A 15903-nucleotide genomic window follows, 5' to 3' on the forward strand; every position below is an offset into this window, starting at 1 on the left:
TCAGAGCGCATATTACGCAACGCTTCGGAAAATACCAACCTGTAGTGATCAGTGCATGTACGTAAAATTTACCGATTTGCCTGATGCACAGATGATGGAGTTTGTTCGGGAGATGATTTTGCTCTCCGGCTATAACAATGCAAGAAGTTAATGTTCATACACCTGCGTTGACAAACCATCTGCGGCAGCTGCTGCAGAAGCCTGCACCGGGTGTGCCTGTTGTGCGAATTGAGCAGCCTGTGCCTGTGTGTAACCTGATGTCGTGGCTGGAATATCAAAAGAGCCCTCAGCCTGAAAAGAGCCCTCAGCCTGAAAACAGCCCTCAGCCTGAAAACAGCCTTCAGCCTGAAAACACCCTTCAGCGAAAGGAAAGTAACCAGCAGCGGTCTTACTGGCGTGACCGGGATGCGGATATAGAAATTGCGACCCTGGGTCAGAGCTGGAGTATGCCGGTTCCGACACGACGGGAGCTGCCTGAAGCGGCAGACAGGGCTGTCAGCCTTATAAACGACTCGGGCGTCTGGGCTGAAAAAGCCCGCTCATTGCTGTGGCTGTCGTTTTCAGATGTTGACCGCATGGTCTGGCCAGCCTTTGGTTATGGCTGTGTGTATCTGCCACGGATTGAAATGGTGTTAACCCGCAAAGGGGCGACACTGGCCTGCTATTTACTGGCTGAGTCAGATGAGCTCTGGCAGTCAGAAATTGTCAGCGCGCTTAAACAGCTGGATGCCATCAACTGGCAGATATCTGATGAGCAGGACGCTTATCAGCTTGGCCCCTTGCGCTACCAGCCGGAGCAGGCGGGTTATAACCGCTGTATGGCCAGGGCAAAACAGGCTCTTGCGGCGGGTGAAATGCAGAAAGTTGTACTGTCACGTTCGGCCTCAACCACAATTGAGGGTACTTTCAGCCCCTGGCGACTACTGCAGCACTGGCGGATGGCGAACCCCCGCTCTTATGTTTTTGCTGTTGAAGCCCGTAATGGCGACCTGTTTTTTGGTTGCTCCCCGGAACGACTGATGGCCCGGCGTGGGAGAGTCATTCATACTGAAGCACTGGCTGGAACCGCTCCCAGGGGAAGTACCCGGGAAGAAGACAGCGTTCTGGAGCAGTCGTTATTAAACGACCGTAAAAACATTCATGAAAACCTGCTGGTACTGAAAGATATCCGTGACCGGCTGGGGATTTTGTGCCAGTCACTGGAAGCAGACCGAAGCCATTCAGTGGTTAAACTCAAATCCATCCAGCATTTGCGCTATCTGATCCGGGGAGTACTTAATGCAGGAGTGACCGATGGCGAACTTCTGGCTGCCCTGCATCCGACACCGGCTGTGGGGGGAACCAGTCGGGAAGTGGCCATGCAGTTTATTGAGAACCATGAAGGTTATGCCCGTGGACTTTATGCGGGTGTCTTTGGTGTTGTCTCGCCTGAGCATACCGAAATGGCTGTTACCATCCGTTCCGGGTTGTTACGACAACTGTCTAATAACTTGCAGCAACTGTCGTTATTTACCGGAGGCGGTATTGTTCAGGGTTCTGACAGTGTCGAGGAGTGGAAGGAGCTGAACAATAAACTGGCAACGGTGTACTCGTTGCTGAAGGACGCTGAGCAGGAAAGCTTTGCACTCTCGTAGCTTACAACTTCTAACCTCTCCGGGTTGTGAATAAACAGCCTGTTGTCTATCACTATTGGCTTTTGTGTGAATCTGTTGATGAAATTTCCAACCCGGCATCCCAACCTGAATAGTTTATGGTCAGCTCTGGTACTGGAAGAACTCTGGCGGCTGGGCGTTGAGCATATCTGCATTGCACCGGGCTCCCGTTCGGCGCCACTGACTCTGGCGGCTGCGGTTCACCCCCGGCTCCGGCAACATGTCCATTTCGATGAACGGGGACTGGCTTTTTTTGCCCTGGGTCTGGCGAAGAGCAGTGGCAGACCGGTGGCGGTGATAACGACATCAGGAACAGCGGTACCAAACTTGTACCCTGCCATTGTAGAAGCGCGACAGTCTGGCGTACCGCTGGTGATTATTACGGCTGACCGCCCGCCTGAACTGATTGACTGTGGTGCGAATCAGGCCATAGAACAGCAGGATATTTTTTCCGGTTATCCGGGAGCAACCATTCGATTACCCACCCCAAGTCTGGATATCCCTGCTAACTGGCTGTTGACCAGCATTGATCAGGCTTATGCCCGCTCCTGTCGGCAGGGCCTGCCACTGCATATTAACTGTATGTTCCGGGAACCGCTGTACCCGGGCAAAAAGGATGAAGACTACTCTCTGTACCTGGCTGAAACGACTCGCTGGATTGAGTCCGGTTCACCGCATACGGAATATGAACTGCACGGGGATGGTAGTTTAAATGCCAGCCCTGTGTCGTGGGCTGAATTTATGTCAGGTAAAGGATTAGTGGTGGTTGGTCGTCTGAGAACCAGCGACGATGTCGATGCTGTACTGGCTCTGTCGCAGAGGCTGGGCTGGCCGGTTCTGGCGGATATTCAGTCCCAGTTGCACGGGCATCCTGCCGTTATCCGGCATAGTGACCTGTTGCTGGCATCCCGCTCAGGCAGGGCATTAATGTGTCAGGCTGATCGCGTGTTTCAGGTCGGGGGGCATCTGATTTCCAAACGGCTTGACCATTTTCTTGGCAGCCATCGCTGGCAGCATTATTACATGCTGGGGCGTGAAGTCAGACGAATGGATACCGGCCATTGCCAGACTTATCGCATGGTTGGCAATATCGGCAGAATCTGTCATCAGTTGGCACAGCTGCACGCTGCGTCAGATGCACCGCTGCTGCCAGAATGGCTCAACGCTTTTGAGACGCAGGAGCAACATATTTCCAGTGTCGTACGACAACAGCAGTCAGAGTCTCTGTCCGAGAGCTGGATTGGCACACATCTGTCAACACTGTTGCCAGAAGATGTATCCCTGTTTATAGGCAACAGTTTGCCCATCCGTCTGATCGATATGTTTTCTGCCCATCGTTCTTATGGTGTCTACACTAATCGGGGGGCAAGTGGCATTGATGGTCTGATAGCGACTGCCGCTGGATGCTCTGTAGCGACGCTGAAACCGCTGGTTCTGCTGCTGGGAGATATTTCGTTCCTGCATGACCTGAATTCTTTGCAGCTAGTCAGAAATCTTGATTCCCCAATGCTGATCATTTTGTTAAACAACGACGGTGGCGGCATTTTCAATCTGTTGCCACTGGCAAAGGGTGATTCAGCTATCAGGAGCCGGGCCATGGATTATTTCACGACACCACATGGTCTGGATGCCAGCCACGCTGCCGCCATGTTTGGTATTGAGTATGAATGTCCGGAGTCTATCGCCACTTTCAGTCAAGCTGTGGAACAGTCACTGCAACGTCCGGGCTGTACTCTGCTTGAGGTTAAAACCGAACCGGGAGAGGCTGCCCGTGATATCAGCCAGATCATTGCTCAGGTGGAGGAGTTGTAATGAATAACCTTGCTTACCGAACCTGGGGTATTCGGGGGCGTCCGACCCTGGTATTGCTGCATGGTTTTCTGGGAGACAGTGAAGACTGGCTGCCACTGGTGTCGCTGCTGGAAGATGACTTTTATCTGGTGGCTGTCGATCTTCCCGGGCATGCCAAAAGCCTGAATGCCGGGTTGTCTGATGGCAGTGCTGAACTATCTGACGACCATGTTACGCGGTCTGACGACAATATCAGATTGTCTGACGACAATATTAAGCTGTCTGACGACAATATTAAGCTGTCTGGCGACAAGGCATTTGCACTATTCAGTGACTTGCTGGACCTGACCCTGCATCAGCTGGATCTGAAACACTACAGCCTGCTGGGGTATTCGCTGGGTGGGCGGCTGGCGCTGCTGCACAGCCTGAGTCATAGCAACAGGGTTGAACAGTTGCTGCTGGAATCCTGTCACCCCGGGCTGGAGACAGAAGCTGACAGAGACTTGCGTCGCCAGACCGATAAAGAGTGGGCAGAGCGCTTCCGGACGGAACCTCTGGATCAAGTACTTCAGCGCTGGTATCACCAGCCTGTCTTTGCTGACCTCAACAGTCAGCAGAGGCAGGAACTGATGGAACACCGGCTTGGCATAAACAAGAATGGTCGTTTACTGGGTGACATACTTGAATACTGTAGTTTATCCAGACAGCCTGCCTGCTGGGGGCAGATCGAAGATGTTTCGTTTCCTGTCCATTACTTTTATGGGGAGCGAGACCTGAAATACACCGAGCTTGCTTTGCGGTTGCATAAATCCGGTAGTCTGGCCGGTCTGCATAAAATTGCCGGTGCCGGCCACAATATCCATCGGGAGCAGCCTGCGGATATGGCCGACGTCATTCGAGAGCAGCTGAGTCGCTCCAGCGGGCAGAAGGTGGTTTTGGATGGAGAGTTCTGAATGGAGCGTTCTGAATGGAGAGTGCTGAATGGAGCGTTCTGAATGGAAATAGTTGGCTCGAAGATTTACCAGTATGACTTGCCGCTTGCCTGGCCTTTGCCATTGAAAACAACAAAACTAAAAAGCCGGCAGGGGCTGGTTCTGGAGTTAAAGGTCAACGATGCTGATCAGGGCGTTGGCTACGTTTATGGTGAAGCCGCCCCTCTTCCTGATTTCAGCATTGAGAGTCTGGGCGCGGCGCGGCAGCAGCTGGAAGAGATAGCTTCAGCACTTGCAGGGCAGCAGGTTGACCCGGAATCTTTCAGTTGTCAGGAGTGGTGTGGTCAGCCTGTATATCCTTCCGTTGCTTTTGCCCTGGAATCAGCGATATGTCTGCCTGCTTTTCTGGCAGACGATACGGAGACCGCGCTGCCTGTTGCGCCACTGTTAACTGGTTCAACGGCGGATATACTGAAGCGAACAGGCTCCTGGTCATCCTGCTGGCCCAGTGTCTTTAAACTTAAAGTGGCTCGTGGAGATGAAGAGCTGAAATCAGACGTTTATCGGGTCAGACAGCTTCTTGAAGCATTGCCCGATTCCGTTTGTCTGAGGCTGGATGCTAACCGGGGCTGGTCGTTAGAACAGGCTGTAGAATTTGTGCGTCAGATTGATCCTGTCCGTATTACCTATATAGAAGAACCCGTGGATACAGCGTCGGACTGTCTTGCCTTTTATCAACAGACGCGCATGCCTTTTGCATGGGACGAAACCCTGCAGAATCCTGAGTTTGAATTCTCGCCGCAGGCTGGTCTTGCCGCCATTGTCGTGAAACCAACGCTGGTTGGAGGTATTCGTCGCTGTGAAAGTCTGATCAGTGCAGCCAGAGACGCAGGTATTCATACAGTTATCAGCTCAGCCTTTGAGTCGGTACTGGGCGTTAATGCGCTGGAAACTCTTGCAAGAGCCTGGGCACCCGGGGAAGCGGCTGGTCTTGATACCCTGACAGCGTTTGAGCAACCACTGTTTGATCAGCCTGTTGCCCTGTGGCAACGACTGCCGGGGGAGGTATTACAACAAATGGAACTGGTATGGCGCTGATTGAATGCCCTTTACGGAAAATTGCCCTGGCTTCGCCAGATCACACAGTGATGCAGGTTAATGATCGTAGCGTGTCGGCTTTGCAGCTGGATGCCTGGGTCGAGGACTACCGCCTGCAACTGTTACGTCGACTCAACGCAGGCGATCGCCTGTTGGTCATACTTCAGGATAAACTTGAAACCGTTGTTGTGATACTGGCCTGTCTGCGTTCGGGGTTAGTTTACTGTCCTGTTAATCCAGTGTTTCCTGAGCCCCGGATTCTGGACTATGCCCGAAAAATTGGCGCAAATGTTTACGTCAGTGATACTGGTTTTAAGCCTGAATCGATAGAGTCGGTTGGGAGACCCACCCTGGCTGCCCGGGCGGTCGCTGTTGACTCGGTAATAGACATTGATCGCAAAGCAATTGCTGATCTGATTCCAACCTCTGGTACCACCGGCGTTCCAAAGGCAGTGGCACACTGTTTAGATAATCATCTGTTCAGTGCCAGAGGGTCCGCTTCGGTTATTGAACTTACTCAGGGTGATGGCTGGCTGTTATCACTGCCTCTGTATCATGTGGGTGGCTTCAGTATTGTTATTCGTTGCCTGATGGCTGGAGCCTGTCTGTTGATTGACCAGCAAGGGCTGCCACTCTCCCGGCTGCTGAAGGCTATGCCGGTGACCCATATCTCTCTGGTCAATACCCAGCTACAGCAGATAGTTCAGGGTGACGACTGTGTTGATCTTGCCGGAACCCGGCTGAAGACAATTTTGTTGGGTGGTGGTGTCGCTTCAGCAACTCTGGTCAGGGCAGTACAGGAAAACAATATCCAGATTCTGACCACTTACGGAATGACAGAAATGAGTTCACAGGTATGTACAGGCGTACCGCAGTTCACTCGTGAGGGGGTTACATCCGGAGAAGTGCTGCCTTACCGTAAGGTTAAAATTGCCAGTGATGGTGAGATTCTTGTGGCTGGCAAACCTTTATGCCTGGGTTACTATCTTCTTAGCGAATACCTTTGTAGCGAATATCTTTGTAGCGAATACCTTAGCAGTGAAAACAGCACCAGTGGAAACAATGGAAGAGTGATTCCGGTTGTTGATGCTGAAGGCTGGTTTCACACTGGAGACCTTGGCGAGTGGGTGGGTCAGCAGATTCGTGTTCTGGGACGCAAAGACAATATGTTAATTTCCGGAGGAGAAAATATTCATCCTGAAGAAATTGAACAGGCACTGCTAGCCTGTGAAGGCGTTGCGCTGGCTGTTGTGGTTGCAGTTCCGGATAAAAAATTTGGTCAGCGACCCCTGGCATTTGTAGAAATGGTTGACGGAATGGTCAACGAATCGTTTACAAAAATTTGTCTGGAAGGCAAGATTGCACGATTCAAGATACCCGATCGAATTCTCCCTTTGCCAAAAGAGTTACCATCTGAATTTCCGGGGCAGAAGTTATTTACAGGTATCAAGCCTAACCGCCGTTTGCTACAAAAACTGGCTAATCGACGTATATCTTAAAGGCTTCTTAAAGGCTTCGTTTTTATTATCAGAAGTAGCTCGGCTTTTGCTCTGATCTGGTTTGGAAAATGATGGAATAAGGTGGTGTCTGTTGGTAGGTGAAAACACTCACTGCGGGTCGTATTTTTACCTGAGTGCAGGCATAATTATCTTCCCTACTGAGTTGGTGTATTGGCTTTTAGGGGCAACGGGTCAGGAGAGTAGAATCCGTTGCTGAGAGTCGTGATCGGTATCCGATTTTTTTGGCGAAGCAGCGAAATATGAATTATCAGATAACTAGAGAAAAGCAAAACACTATTTCCAATAACACGAGTTCCAGTAAAACGAGTTCCAGTAAAACGAGTTCCAGTAAAACGAGTTCCAGAGCAATGGCTTCTAAAGAAACAGTTCGTGCATTTGTTGCAGTAAAGCTGCCTCTGGAGCTGGCGGCTATGCTGCATAAGAAAGCAAAGAATCGTGCCGGAGATGCTCTGGTGCATAAAATGCGCTGGGCGGCTCCTCAGCAGCAGCATATCACCCTGCACTTTCTGGGAGAGTGTACCCATGAACAACTGAAGCAGTACAGTGCTCAGCTGGAATCTGCTTTTTCCGGGGAGCATGCATTTTCCGCCATGACCGGGCGCTATGAGATCTTTCCAGATGCTAACCGGCCAAGAGTGCTTGCCCTGAGTATGCACTCCGGACAGCAGCTCAATAGCCTGGCCCACATCTGTGAAGAGGCGGCTGCATCCTGTGGATTGAGGCAGGAACTCCGCAATTTCCGTCCTCATGTCACCCTGGCGCGCTTCAAACAGCATCGCCACGTTTCCCCAAGACATTTCTTCAATATGCCAAGCTTTCGTATGAGTATCTGTGAAGTGGTGCTTATGCAGAGTGAAACCGGTTCGGGCGGAACGACCTACCGCACACTTCAGACCTTCCCGCTACGTTCATTAGCGCAGTCTGCTTGATAGGAATCAATACCTATATCAGATACCTGTGATAGTCTGAACGGACTAGAACGAGGGAGCGCATATATGGAGCTGGTCTGCCCGGCAGGGAATTATCCATCTTTAAAAGCTGCAGTTGATAATGGTGCCGACGCGGTATATATCGGCTTTCGAGACAACACCAACGCCCGACATTTTGCCGGTTTGAACTTTACGGATCAGCGCGCGGTAAAAGCTCTGGATTATGCCCGCAATAATAATGTTCGCCTGTTTGTTGCAATTAACACTTATGCCCAGGCTGACCAGTGGTCACGCTGGCAGTACGCTGTGGACGCCTGCGCGGATTTGCAGGCGAGTGCTTTGATCGCTGCTGATATGGGAGTAATGGCTTACGCCTGTGAGAAGTATCCGGAATTACCCCTGCACCTTTCGGTACAGGGATCTGCAACCAATGCGGCGGCACTGGAGCTGTATCATCAACAATTCAATATCCGTCGTGCGGTTCTGCCACGGGTTTTATCGTTAAAACAGGTACAGGCACTGGTTAAAAAGAGTCCGGTAGAGTTGGAAGTCTTTGCTTTTGGAAGTCTGTGCATCATGGCAGAAGGTCGTTGCCTTCTGTCGTCTTATGTCACAGGTGAATCGCCTAATACGGCGGGAGCCTGTTCTCCTGCGTCAGCAGTGCGCTGGGAGCAAACGGCGAATGGCGGCATGAGTACCCGGTTGAACGGTGTTCTGATTGATCGCTTCTCGGCTCATGAACAGGCGGGTTACCCCACTTTATGCAAGGGGCGCTTTAAGGTTCAGGGTGAGGCTCAGGAAAAAATCATGCATGCGCTGGAAGAACCTACCAGTTTGAATACCCTGAATCTGATTCCCCGCCTATCTGAAATGGGAATCAGTGCTGTAAAAATTGAAGGTCGACAGCGTAGTCCGGCTTATGTGGCAGCCGTGACCCGGATCTGGCGGGAAGCGCTGGATGCCTGTAAAGCGAATAAAAATGAATTTCAACCCGAAGCACGCTGGATGGCAGAACTCAGCAAATTGTCCGAAGGTAGCCAGACGACATTGGGTGCCTATAGCCGACCCTGGCAATGACTTATTTCTATTTAATGGATTCTGATCATTCAGGAGGAATGACCGAATGCAAACCACTCTTGGACCTGTGCTGTATTTCTGGCCCAGGCAGGATATTTTTGATTTTTATGAAAAGGTGTCTCAGTCAGGTATTGACCGGGTTTGTCTGGGGGAGGTGACCTGTTCCAAGCGGCGAGAGATGAGCCATGGCGACTGGATAGCTATTGCCCGGCTGCTTGCTGATGCAGGTAAGAAGGTTGTTTTATCGACGTTAACACTGCTTGAATCCGAATCGGAATTGTCACAGGTGCGAAAAGTCTGTGACAACAATGAATTTATGGTTGAAGCAAACGATATGTCAGCGGTTAAGTTTCTGTCGTCGAATGGACTTGAATTCTGTACCGGACCTTCGCTGAATATCTATAACGCCTACACGCTGAAACAGCTGTATAAGCTGGGTTTGAAGCGCTGGGTGTTACCCCTGGAGTTATCTGAGAAAAAGTTGACCAGTATTCTGCAACAGGCTGAAGAGCTGAAGCTTAACGATAAAATAGAGACTGAAGTGTTCAGTTATGGCTATATGCCTCTGGCCTATTCAGCACGGTGTTTTACTGCCCGGGTAAACGAAATAGGTAAGGATGAGTGTGACTTCATCTGTCGGAAGGTACCTCAGGGAATACCTCTGGCGACTCAGGAAAATGAGCAGCTGTTTACTTTGAATGGTATTCAGACCATGTCCGGACACTGTATGAATATTCTCAGCCGCTGGCAGGATATGGAAAAACAGGGCGTTCACTCGATGCGTTTGTCTGCGCACTCTCATGATGTGATTGAGATTGCAGATAGCCTGATTTGTTCGATTAAGGATAACAAACCTTTCTTTTCGGAGTTATCTGTTGAGCAGTGTAATGGCTTCTGGGAAGGTGGCTCTGGTAAAGATCAGCTGTATCGTGAAGTGAGATAACTATACAACAACACAACAACATGAGCCCTGCACTGCGGGGCTGTCTTAACCTCAATTCTTCTTTCTATATCATGCCTGTTTAATTATTGAATTGCCTGCCTGAAATGCGGTCTAACCTTCTCACGGTATCTACAATAATCATCAGAATAACAAGCTTCAATGTAAGCCTCGTGTTTGAGAGGGAAAGCAGAACGATGGTCTTCAAAGCCATACAATTAGCTTCAAACCTCAGAAAAGACGCATAAGTACAACAAAAAGTAATATGTCCGCTTAAGGTCGGTCAGGAGCTGTATGAAAAAAACATTACTCACAATGTTCTCTTTATTAAGGATGGCAGCATTAGCTTGTATTATCGTACCATCCAGCTTATACGCTGAGGGACACTCCGAGAAGTTCGGTCTATACCTGAAATCGGGGAATGCTGACTTCAAACGTATAGCGTCGGTAGACATTGAATTAACCGATACAGAAGGTGAAAAATCAAAGAGGCAAACGAGAAAAACACAGATAGCGATTAACAAAGGCTATAGATGGATAGCAAACAGGGGCTACATAGGCTACCTACAATACCTTAAATCTGGCAAAACAATGACGTGGTTTGAATCACCTTCACTGTTCTACCAGGCTGATTCTTCACGCGGTGCATCATTAATTGAGTTTTCAGCAGAAACGTCCGGGCTTGGTGTAACCAGTTTCTCCCTGAGATATTCACAGCGGAGGAATCAACATCTTAATAGCGCGGTACAATCCTACATTTACACTTATGTGATGCGGGAAGAAGGTCATTTACCGCTCTATTGCAGTGAGGCTGAGGAGTCAGTCAGTCAGACAGAATCAACCGGGGCGATGATGGAACCGGATGAAGGATACCATTCCCTGGGGTCATCCGAAGACTTGGGAGCAACAGCTCTGGAGCCCGGGTCAGCAGGGGTTACAAATGCAAAGCTGAGCATGATCAATTTCTATTATCATCACGGTAACTACGAAGGATTAGGCGCATGGTACTTTAATCACTATTTTGGCGAAAGTAACCTGGGCTCCAATTCAGGCTCTGAGTCTGGGTCTGAGTCTGAGTCTGAGTCTGGGTCTGGGTCTGGGTCTGAGTCTGAGTCTGAGTCTGAGTCTGAGTCTGAGTCTGAGTCTGAGCCCAAAAAAACGGTATTCGTTGATATATGGTCGCTGTTTGAATACCGTACGACCATCCATCAACTGATAGCCGATAATCAGTATTCTGTTTTTCTGGTTACCCCTTACCTTGGCACAAACCCTGTTATGCTCGCTAACGCAGAATCACCTGAGCAGGGGGGCAGATTAGTCTTTAACCTTCTTTCTCCTATCAGAGCCCCCGATGGCGTAAGGCTTCAGGCCGGACATGTTGAGTTTGTTGCCAGCAACCCCTCAGCACTTGACAGGGTTAGAATGGTATTCAGAACCAACATGAATGTGGAGATTGATCTTGTGAGGGAGTCTAGCGTTGAAGCTTCCTCTGCTGAAATAACTCCGTTACCCGAACTCACGCTGACAGAACAGGACTTCCTGCCTGCCGATAATTTACAGTGTGAAGAATGCCTCGACGATACGCCACCAGGCTTTCTCACACTGGAATGGAAATGACCTGAAACGAAAAGCCGATACCGCGACAGCCCAGAAGGCGTTATGGCTTCTAGCGACTGAAGTCTTCTAATTTATTGCCCAGCTTCATCAGTGTCTGGAATGCTTTAGGCAGCTGTTCAGTATCGATGCTGTCGAGCAGGTTTTTCAACCCTAAGCCCAGTTCAGTATCCCCTTCAATCATTAAACGACGTTGGAAGAACAGTGTGTCAGGGTCTTCCCTGCGCAATGCCAGCGTTCGAAATGCCATACTGTCACCACTAAATACGACATCGCATGGGCGACTGCTAACGGCTTTGAGCTGGTTGCCATCAAAGCCTATATGAAAGCTTAACTCTGCGTCAGTGATATGAATTTTTACCCAGCGCTGCTCCATGAAATCGAACTCACCTTCTTCAATAGACTGGCGAAAGACGTGGTTGATGGCTTTTTCCAGTGGTGTGGTCACCAGTTCGTCAGGCATCAGGCGCAGCGGGGTTGTCAGGGTTTTTACACTGGGCAGGGGCGGTGTTGGCAAAGCCATAAAGGCTCCTTGTTATTGTTTAATCAAAACTTCAAGGCTTAAACGGGCTTGAATCGTTTCAGCATCCAGCAGGTATAACTCGTCCAGGAGATGCATTTGCAGGGAGCCGGGCCCTTTTGCGGCAAAGGCTGCTTTTTCACCGGCTATTCCGAGACAGGCGATACTGGCAGTGACTGCCAGCCATGGGTCATTGCTACTGGCCAGGAATGCTCCGGTCATTGCGGTGGCGGTGCAGCCGGTTCCTGTCACTTTCGCCATCATTGGGTGGCCGTTAGTGATTTTTGCTATGCGTTGACTATCGATAATGTAATCCGTCGCGCCAGTGACGGCGAGAACCGTATTCAGTTGAGCGGCGCGTCGCTGAAGGTAGCTCAGGGTTTCATTGAGAGCGTCGTCGCTGGAGCTGTCGGTATCGACACCTCTGCCGGTGGGCTTACCAGTCAGCAGGGTCAGGATTTCAGAGGCATTGCCCCGGATGGCTGCTGGTTTTAGTTCCAGTAGCTCGGTGTTTAGTTGTAATCGATAAGGAGTGGCTCCGGCACCTGCCGGGTCCAGAATCCAGGGTTTACCCTGTTCACGGGCAGCCTGAATCGCTTTTCTGATCGCAGTCCGCTGGGGTTCAGAGGGAGTGCCGGTATTGATCACCAGAGCGCTGGCAATACTGACCATGTCGGCCATCTCTTCAGGTGCATGTGCCATAACCGGCGAAGCGCCAATGGCCAGCAATGCGTTGGCGGTGGTGTTGGTGACAACCAGGTTAGTGATGTTGTGAACCACTGGTTTCTGTTGTCTCAGGGCTGCCAGTATGGCAGAGATTTCAGAGTGCATTGTTTGTATTGGCTCGGGTGAAAAAAAAGGATCGCTAAACTTTAGCCGAAAAATGCCCTGACAGATTATACATGAGACGTAAAATCGCTGGTTTGATATGGATCATGTGGTGCAGGTTGATGGTTTTAGTGGATGCATCTATCCGTTAACGCTTGCTTAGATGTATATATCACTTATTAGTGTATTTATATGGTTTTATACTCTAATTAGCTTGTTAATACAGATGATATCACTATTGTAATATGGTGGTTTTATCGTTAAATTTAGCGCGTCAAAAGCAGGTGCTTTCCTGTATCTGTCACTAATACAACATCCGTTTTTCTTCTGTGCCTTTTAGCGCAGGGAGTATTTATTGACTTGATTGTCCGGGGATAAAGATGTCTATCAAGCGTGAAACCATTGCAGATACCTTTGCACTGATCAGTTTTGGTCTGGTTGTGGGTATGTCCGTTGAATTGTTTGTGGCTGGTTTAAGCATTGAGCAGTCTTTGCATTCGCGCTTATTAAGTATCCCTGTGAATCTTCTGGTGGCCCGCGCTTACGGTATCTACCGTGACTGGGTGATGGCCCAGGGTCGTAAAATGACCCGCAATTCCCTGATGGATTCGGTCATGGATATAGTGGCATTTCTGACCTTCCAAATGCCGGTTTATGCGGTGCTGGTGGGTACTTCCGGAGCTTCTCTGGATCAAGTGATTACTGCCTGTATGGGGCAGCTGGGAGCGCTGATTCTGATGGCGCGTCCTTATGGCATTTATATGCAGATGTGCCGTAACTGGTTTGCTGAGCGTGCCACTGTGCAAACTGCGTAATTATTCAGCGCCAGCCATTGAAGCGACAACTAATTATTTGAAAGTTGTCGCTTTTTTGTATGACCTGGTCTTGTTTATTCCTCCTTATTTCTTTGATATAGTCCAGAAAAATGCCTGAATGCGTGGTACGGGTTGCCAATAATTATTCAAAAACCATCCATTAATCACGATTAACACAGAGACGACTATTCTTTTTTCAACAACATCGTCGCATTCACCGGTTCTTATTCATTAACGCTGAACCTTATTGTTCAGCAGGCAGATTCTTACCCGTCCACAGCCAGCTCTGGCATCGCATTCGTGTGCCATAAATAACAAGAAATAGTGCAGGCAGTTGCATGGATTGTTGCTGTTTGCAGATAAGGGGGCTGTATGTCTTTATTGGAAGTGAAGGACCTGCGCATTGAGTTTCCATCGCGCCATGGGGTTGCGGTGGCAGTGAAGGATGTGTCTTTTACGGTCAGTCGGGGGGAGATTCTTGGGTTGGTCGGCGAATCGGGCGCGGGCAAATCGACCATTGGTAATGGCATTATTGATCTGCTCAGTCCTCCCGGGCATGTCGCATCGGGTCAGGTCATTCTGGCGGGAGAGACTATCTCCGGTTATACCGGAGAGTCGATTCGACAGGTCAGGGGAAGTCGTATCGGATTTATTTTTCAGGACCCGATGACATCCCTGAATCCACTTCTGACCATTGAAACCCAGCTGGTTGAAACCATTCGTACCAATCTGCAACTGGATGAACCGGCTGCTGCCAGAAAAGCCCTCGCCATGTTACAGGCGGTGGGTATTCCCGAACCGGAAATACGCATTAAACAGTACCCGCACCAGTTCTCCGGAGGTATGCGACAAAGGGTTGTTATTGCCATTGCCCTGTCCTGCGATCCGGAACTGATTATTGCCGATGAGCCAACTACGGCACTGGATGTGTCGGTGCAGGATCAGATATTGCAACTTATTCGCCAGCTCTGCAAAGAGCGTGATGTGGGCTGTATTCTCGTCACTCATGATATGGGAGTTATTGCCAATACCACTGACCGTGTTGCGGTTATGTATAGGGGAGAGGTGGTTGAAATTGGCACAACGGGGCAGATTCTTCATGATCCGGTTCATGACTATACCAAAAGCCTGATCAGTGCGGTGCCAAGAGCTGACATTAAGCTCCATCGGTTTCCAAGGGTTGAATACATAGAAAAAGTACAAACCACCGCTATTGATGTTAAAAATCACTGGCTGGGTCAGCAGGAAACCTTTGGCGAGCTTCATGATGGGCATCTGCTTGAGGTACAGAATGTTCATTTGAAATTTGAAACCCAGTCTGCCTTTCTGAAAAAAAACCGAAAATACGTTCAGGCTTCCGATAATGTCTCCTTCTCTGTGCAGGAAGGGGAAACCTTTGGGCTGGTCGGAGAGTCAGGTTCAGGCAAGTCAACCATTGCCAGGGTCATCGCCGGACTTTATACGCCAGACAGTGGCGAGATTGTTTACGCCGGCAGAGATATCAGCAGGCTGGATGACAGAAGTCGCCGTCCCATCAGACGACAGATTCAGATGGTATTTCAAAATCCCTATTCAAGCCTTAATGGCCGGATGAAAGTCAATGACATTATTGCCGAACCGATACGCTTCCATGGTCTTGCGGATTCGGAGTCGCAGATCCGGCAGATTATTGCCGACCTGCTGGATCATGTAGGACTGGGCAGTCAGGCAGGCGTGAAATATCCCCATGAATTTTCCGGCGGCCAGCGGCAGCGTATTTCCATTGCCAGGGCTCTGGCAACACGACCAAGGTTGCTGATCTGTGATGAGCCGACTTCAGCTCTGGATGTGTCTGTTCAGGCACAGATTTTAAACCTGCTGAAAGACCTTCAGGATGAGTTGAATTTGACCATGCTGTTTATTAGTCACGATTTGCCGGTTATCCGCCAGATGTGTGATCGGGTGGCGGTTATGAAGCAGGGGGCTATTGTTGAAATAGCCGACACTGAGCAACTGTTTACCCAACCGGCGCATCCTTATTCCCGAAGCCTGATTGAGTTGATGCCACAAATGCATCAGTTTTCGCGGGAAGGCCTGGATGTAGAAGGACAAGCAGAAAGGAAAAGCCCGTTACGACAACAGAATGCAGGATTTGCCCTGGTTTGACGTCAGTTGTCATATAACAAAAATAATCCCGTAGGAGGGAAA

General features: G+C 49.8%; 13 protein-coding genes. 11 read left to right on the top strand and 2 right to left on the bottom strand.

Features of this window, described 5'->3' with window-relative positions; translation table 11 throughout:
- Nucleotides 1-137 precede the first annotated feature (137 nt).
- The 9 genes from NX722_RS02570 (at nt 138) to NX722_RS02610 (ending at nt 11556) form a co-directional block, all read left to right on the top strand.
- Nucleotides 138-1634, top strand: coding sequence for an isochorismate synthase (locus NX722_RS02570; RefSeq protein WP_262566590.1), 1497 nt, complete (start codon nt 138-140; stop codon nt 1632-1634).
- Between the two features lie 78 nt (nt 1635-1712).
- Nucleotides 1713-3464, top strand: coding sequence for a 2-succinyl-5-enolpyruvyl-6-hydroxy-3-cyclohexene-1-carboxylic-acid synthase (gene menD / locus NX722_RS02575; protein WP_262566591.1), 1752 nt, complete (start codon nt 1713-1715; stop codon nt 3462-3464).
- Entirely contained in the window at nt 3464-4396 is a 933-nt protein-coding gene (locus tag NX722_RS02580) for an alpha/beta fold hydrolase (RefSeq protein ID WP_262566592.1), read from the top strand. The genes menD and NX722_RS02580 overlap by 1 nt, the downstream gene beginning before the upstream one ends.
- A gap of 42 nt (nt 4397-4438) precedes the next feature.
- The gene (gene menC, locus NX722_RS02585) at nt 4439-5473 is read left to right on the top strand and encodes an o-succinylbenzoate synthase (RefSeq protein WP_262566593.1); all 1035 of its coding nucleotides are present in this window, start codon (nt 4439-4441) and stop codon (nt 5471-5473) included.
- Complete coding sequence (locus NX722_RS02590; protein WP_262566594.1) at nt 5464-6972, top strand: AMP-binding protein; 1509 nt, start codon at nt 5464-5466, stop codon at nt 6970-6972. The genes menC and NX722_RS02590 overlap by 10 nt, the downstream gene beginning before the upstream one ends.
- A gap of 260 nt (nt 6973-7232) precedes the next feature.
- Nucleotides 7233-7922, top strand: coding sequence for an RNA 2',3'-cyclic phosphodiesterase (gene thpR / locus NX722_RS02595; RefSeq protein ID WP_262566595.1), 690 nt, complete (start codon nt 7233-7235; stop codon nt 7920-7922).
- 66 nt (nt 7923-7988) lie between these two features.
- Nucleotides 7989-8999, top strand: a complete 1011-nt coding sequence (gene ubiU, locus NX722_RS02600; protein WP_262566596.1) for a ubiquinone anaerobic biosynthesis protein UbiU — start codon at nt 7989-7991, stop codon at nt 8997-8999.
- 46 nt (nt 9000-9045) lie between these two features.
- Nucleotides 9046-9942: a U32 family peptidase gene (locus tag NX722_RS02605; protein ID WP_262566597.1), complete on the top strand. Its 897-nt coding sequence runs from the start codon at nt 9046-9048 to the stop codon at nt 9940-9942.
- A 291-nt stretch (nt 9943-10233) separates the two neighbouring features.
- The gene (locus NX722_RS02610) at nt 10234-11556 is read left to right on the top strand and encodes a hypothetical protein (protein WP_262566598.1); all 1323 of its coding nucleotides are present in this window, start codon (nt 10234-10236) and stop codon (nt 11554-11556) included.
- Between the two features lie 49 nt (nt 11557-11605).
- On the opposite strand, the gene ubiT is transcribed toward NX722_RS02610, so the two are convergent.
- The gene (gene ubiT, locus NX722_RS02615) at nt 11606-12076 is read right to left on the bottom strand and encodes a ubiquinone anaerobic biosynthesis accessory factor UbiT (protein WP_262566599.1); all 471 of its coding nucleotides are present in this window, start codon (nt 12074-12076) and stop codon (nt 11606-11608) included.
- Between the two features lie 12 nt (nt 12077-12088).
- Entirely contained in the window at nt 12089-12904 is an 816-nt protein-coding gene (gene thiM, locus NX722_RS02620; RefSeq protein WP_262566600.1) for a hydroxyethylthiazole kinase, read from the bottom strand.
- Nucleotides 12905-13281: 377 nt separating this feature from the next.
- Here thiM and alaE point away from each other — a divergent pair, with 377 nt between their 5' ends.
- On the top strand, nt 13282-13716 hold the full coding sequence (gene alaE, locus NX722_RS02625; RefSeq protein WP_262566601.1) for an L-alanine exporter AlaE: 435 nt from the start codon (nt 13282-13284) through the stop codon (nt 13714-13716).
- A gap of 372 nt (nt 13717-14088) precedes the next feature.
- Nucleotides 14089-15861, top strand: a complete 1773-nt coding sequence (locus NX722_RS02630; protein WP_262566602.1) for a dipeptide ABC transporter ATP-binding protein — start codon at nt 14089-14091, stop codon at nt 15859-15861.
- Nucleotides 15862-15903 lie beyond the last annotated feature (42 nt).

Source organism: Endozoicomonas gorgoniicola (genome assembly GCF_025562715.2).
Lineage (GTDB): Bacteria > Pseudomonadota > Gammaproteobacteria > Pseudomonadales > Endozoicomonadaceae > Endozoicomonas_A > Endozoicomonas_A gorgoniicola.

Excerpts from the sequence above, each read along its gene's own strand:
- NX722_RS02570 (WP_262566590.1), top strand. The coding sequence starts at position 138 with ATGCAAGAAGTTAATGTTCATACACCTGCGTTGACAAACCATCTGCGG.
- menD (WP_262566591.1), top strand. The coding sequence starts at position 1,713 with ATGAAATTTCCAACCCGGCATCCCAACCTGAATAGTTTATGGTCAGCT.
- NX722_RS02580 (WP_262566592.1), top strand. The coding sequence starts at position 3,464 with ATGAATAACCTTGCTTACCGAACCTGGGGTATTCGGGGGCGTCCGACC.
- menC (WP_262566593.1), top strand. The coding sequence starts at position 4,439 with ATGGAAATAGTTGGCTCGAAGATTTACCAGTATGACTTGCCGCTTGCC.
- NX722_RS02590 (WP_262566594.1), top strand. The coding sequence starts at position 5,464 with ATGGCGCTGATTGAATGCCCTTTACGGAAAATTGCCCTGGCTTCGCCA.
- thpR (WP_262566595.1), top strand. The coding sequence starts at position 7,233 with ATGAATTATCAGATAACTAGAGAAAAGCAAAACACTATTTCCAATAAC.
- ubiU (WP_262566596.1), top strand. The coding sequence starts at position 7,989 with ATGGAGCTGGTCTGCCCGGCAGGGAATTATCCATCTTTAAAAGCTGCA.
- NX722_RS02605 (WP_262566597.1), top strand. The coding sequence starts at position 9,046 with ATGCAAACCACTCTTGGACCTGTGCTGTATTTCTGGCCCAGGCAGGAT.
- NX722_RS02610 (WP_262566598.1), top strand. The coding sequence starts at position 10,234 with ATGAAAAAAACATTACTCACAATGTTCTCTTTATTAAGGATGGCAGCA.
- ubiT (WP_262566599.1), bottom strand. The coding sequence starts at position 12,076 with ATGGCTTTGCCAACACCGCCCCTGCCCAGTGTAAAAACCCTGACAACC.
- thiM (WP_262566600.1), bottom strand. The coding sequence starts at position 12,904 with ATGCACTCTGAAATCTCTGCCATACTGGCAGCCCTGAGACAACAGAAA.
- alaE (WP_262566601.1), top strand. The coding sequence starts at position 13,282 with ATGTCTATCAAGCGTGAAACCATTGCAGATACCTTTGCACTGATCAGT.
- NX722_RS02630 (WP_262566602.1), top strand. The coding sequence starts at position 14,089 with ATGTCTTTATTGGAAGTGAAGGACCTGCGCATTGAGTTTCCATCGCGC.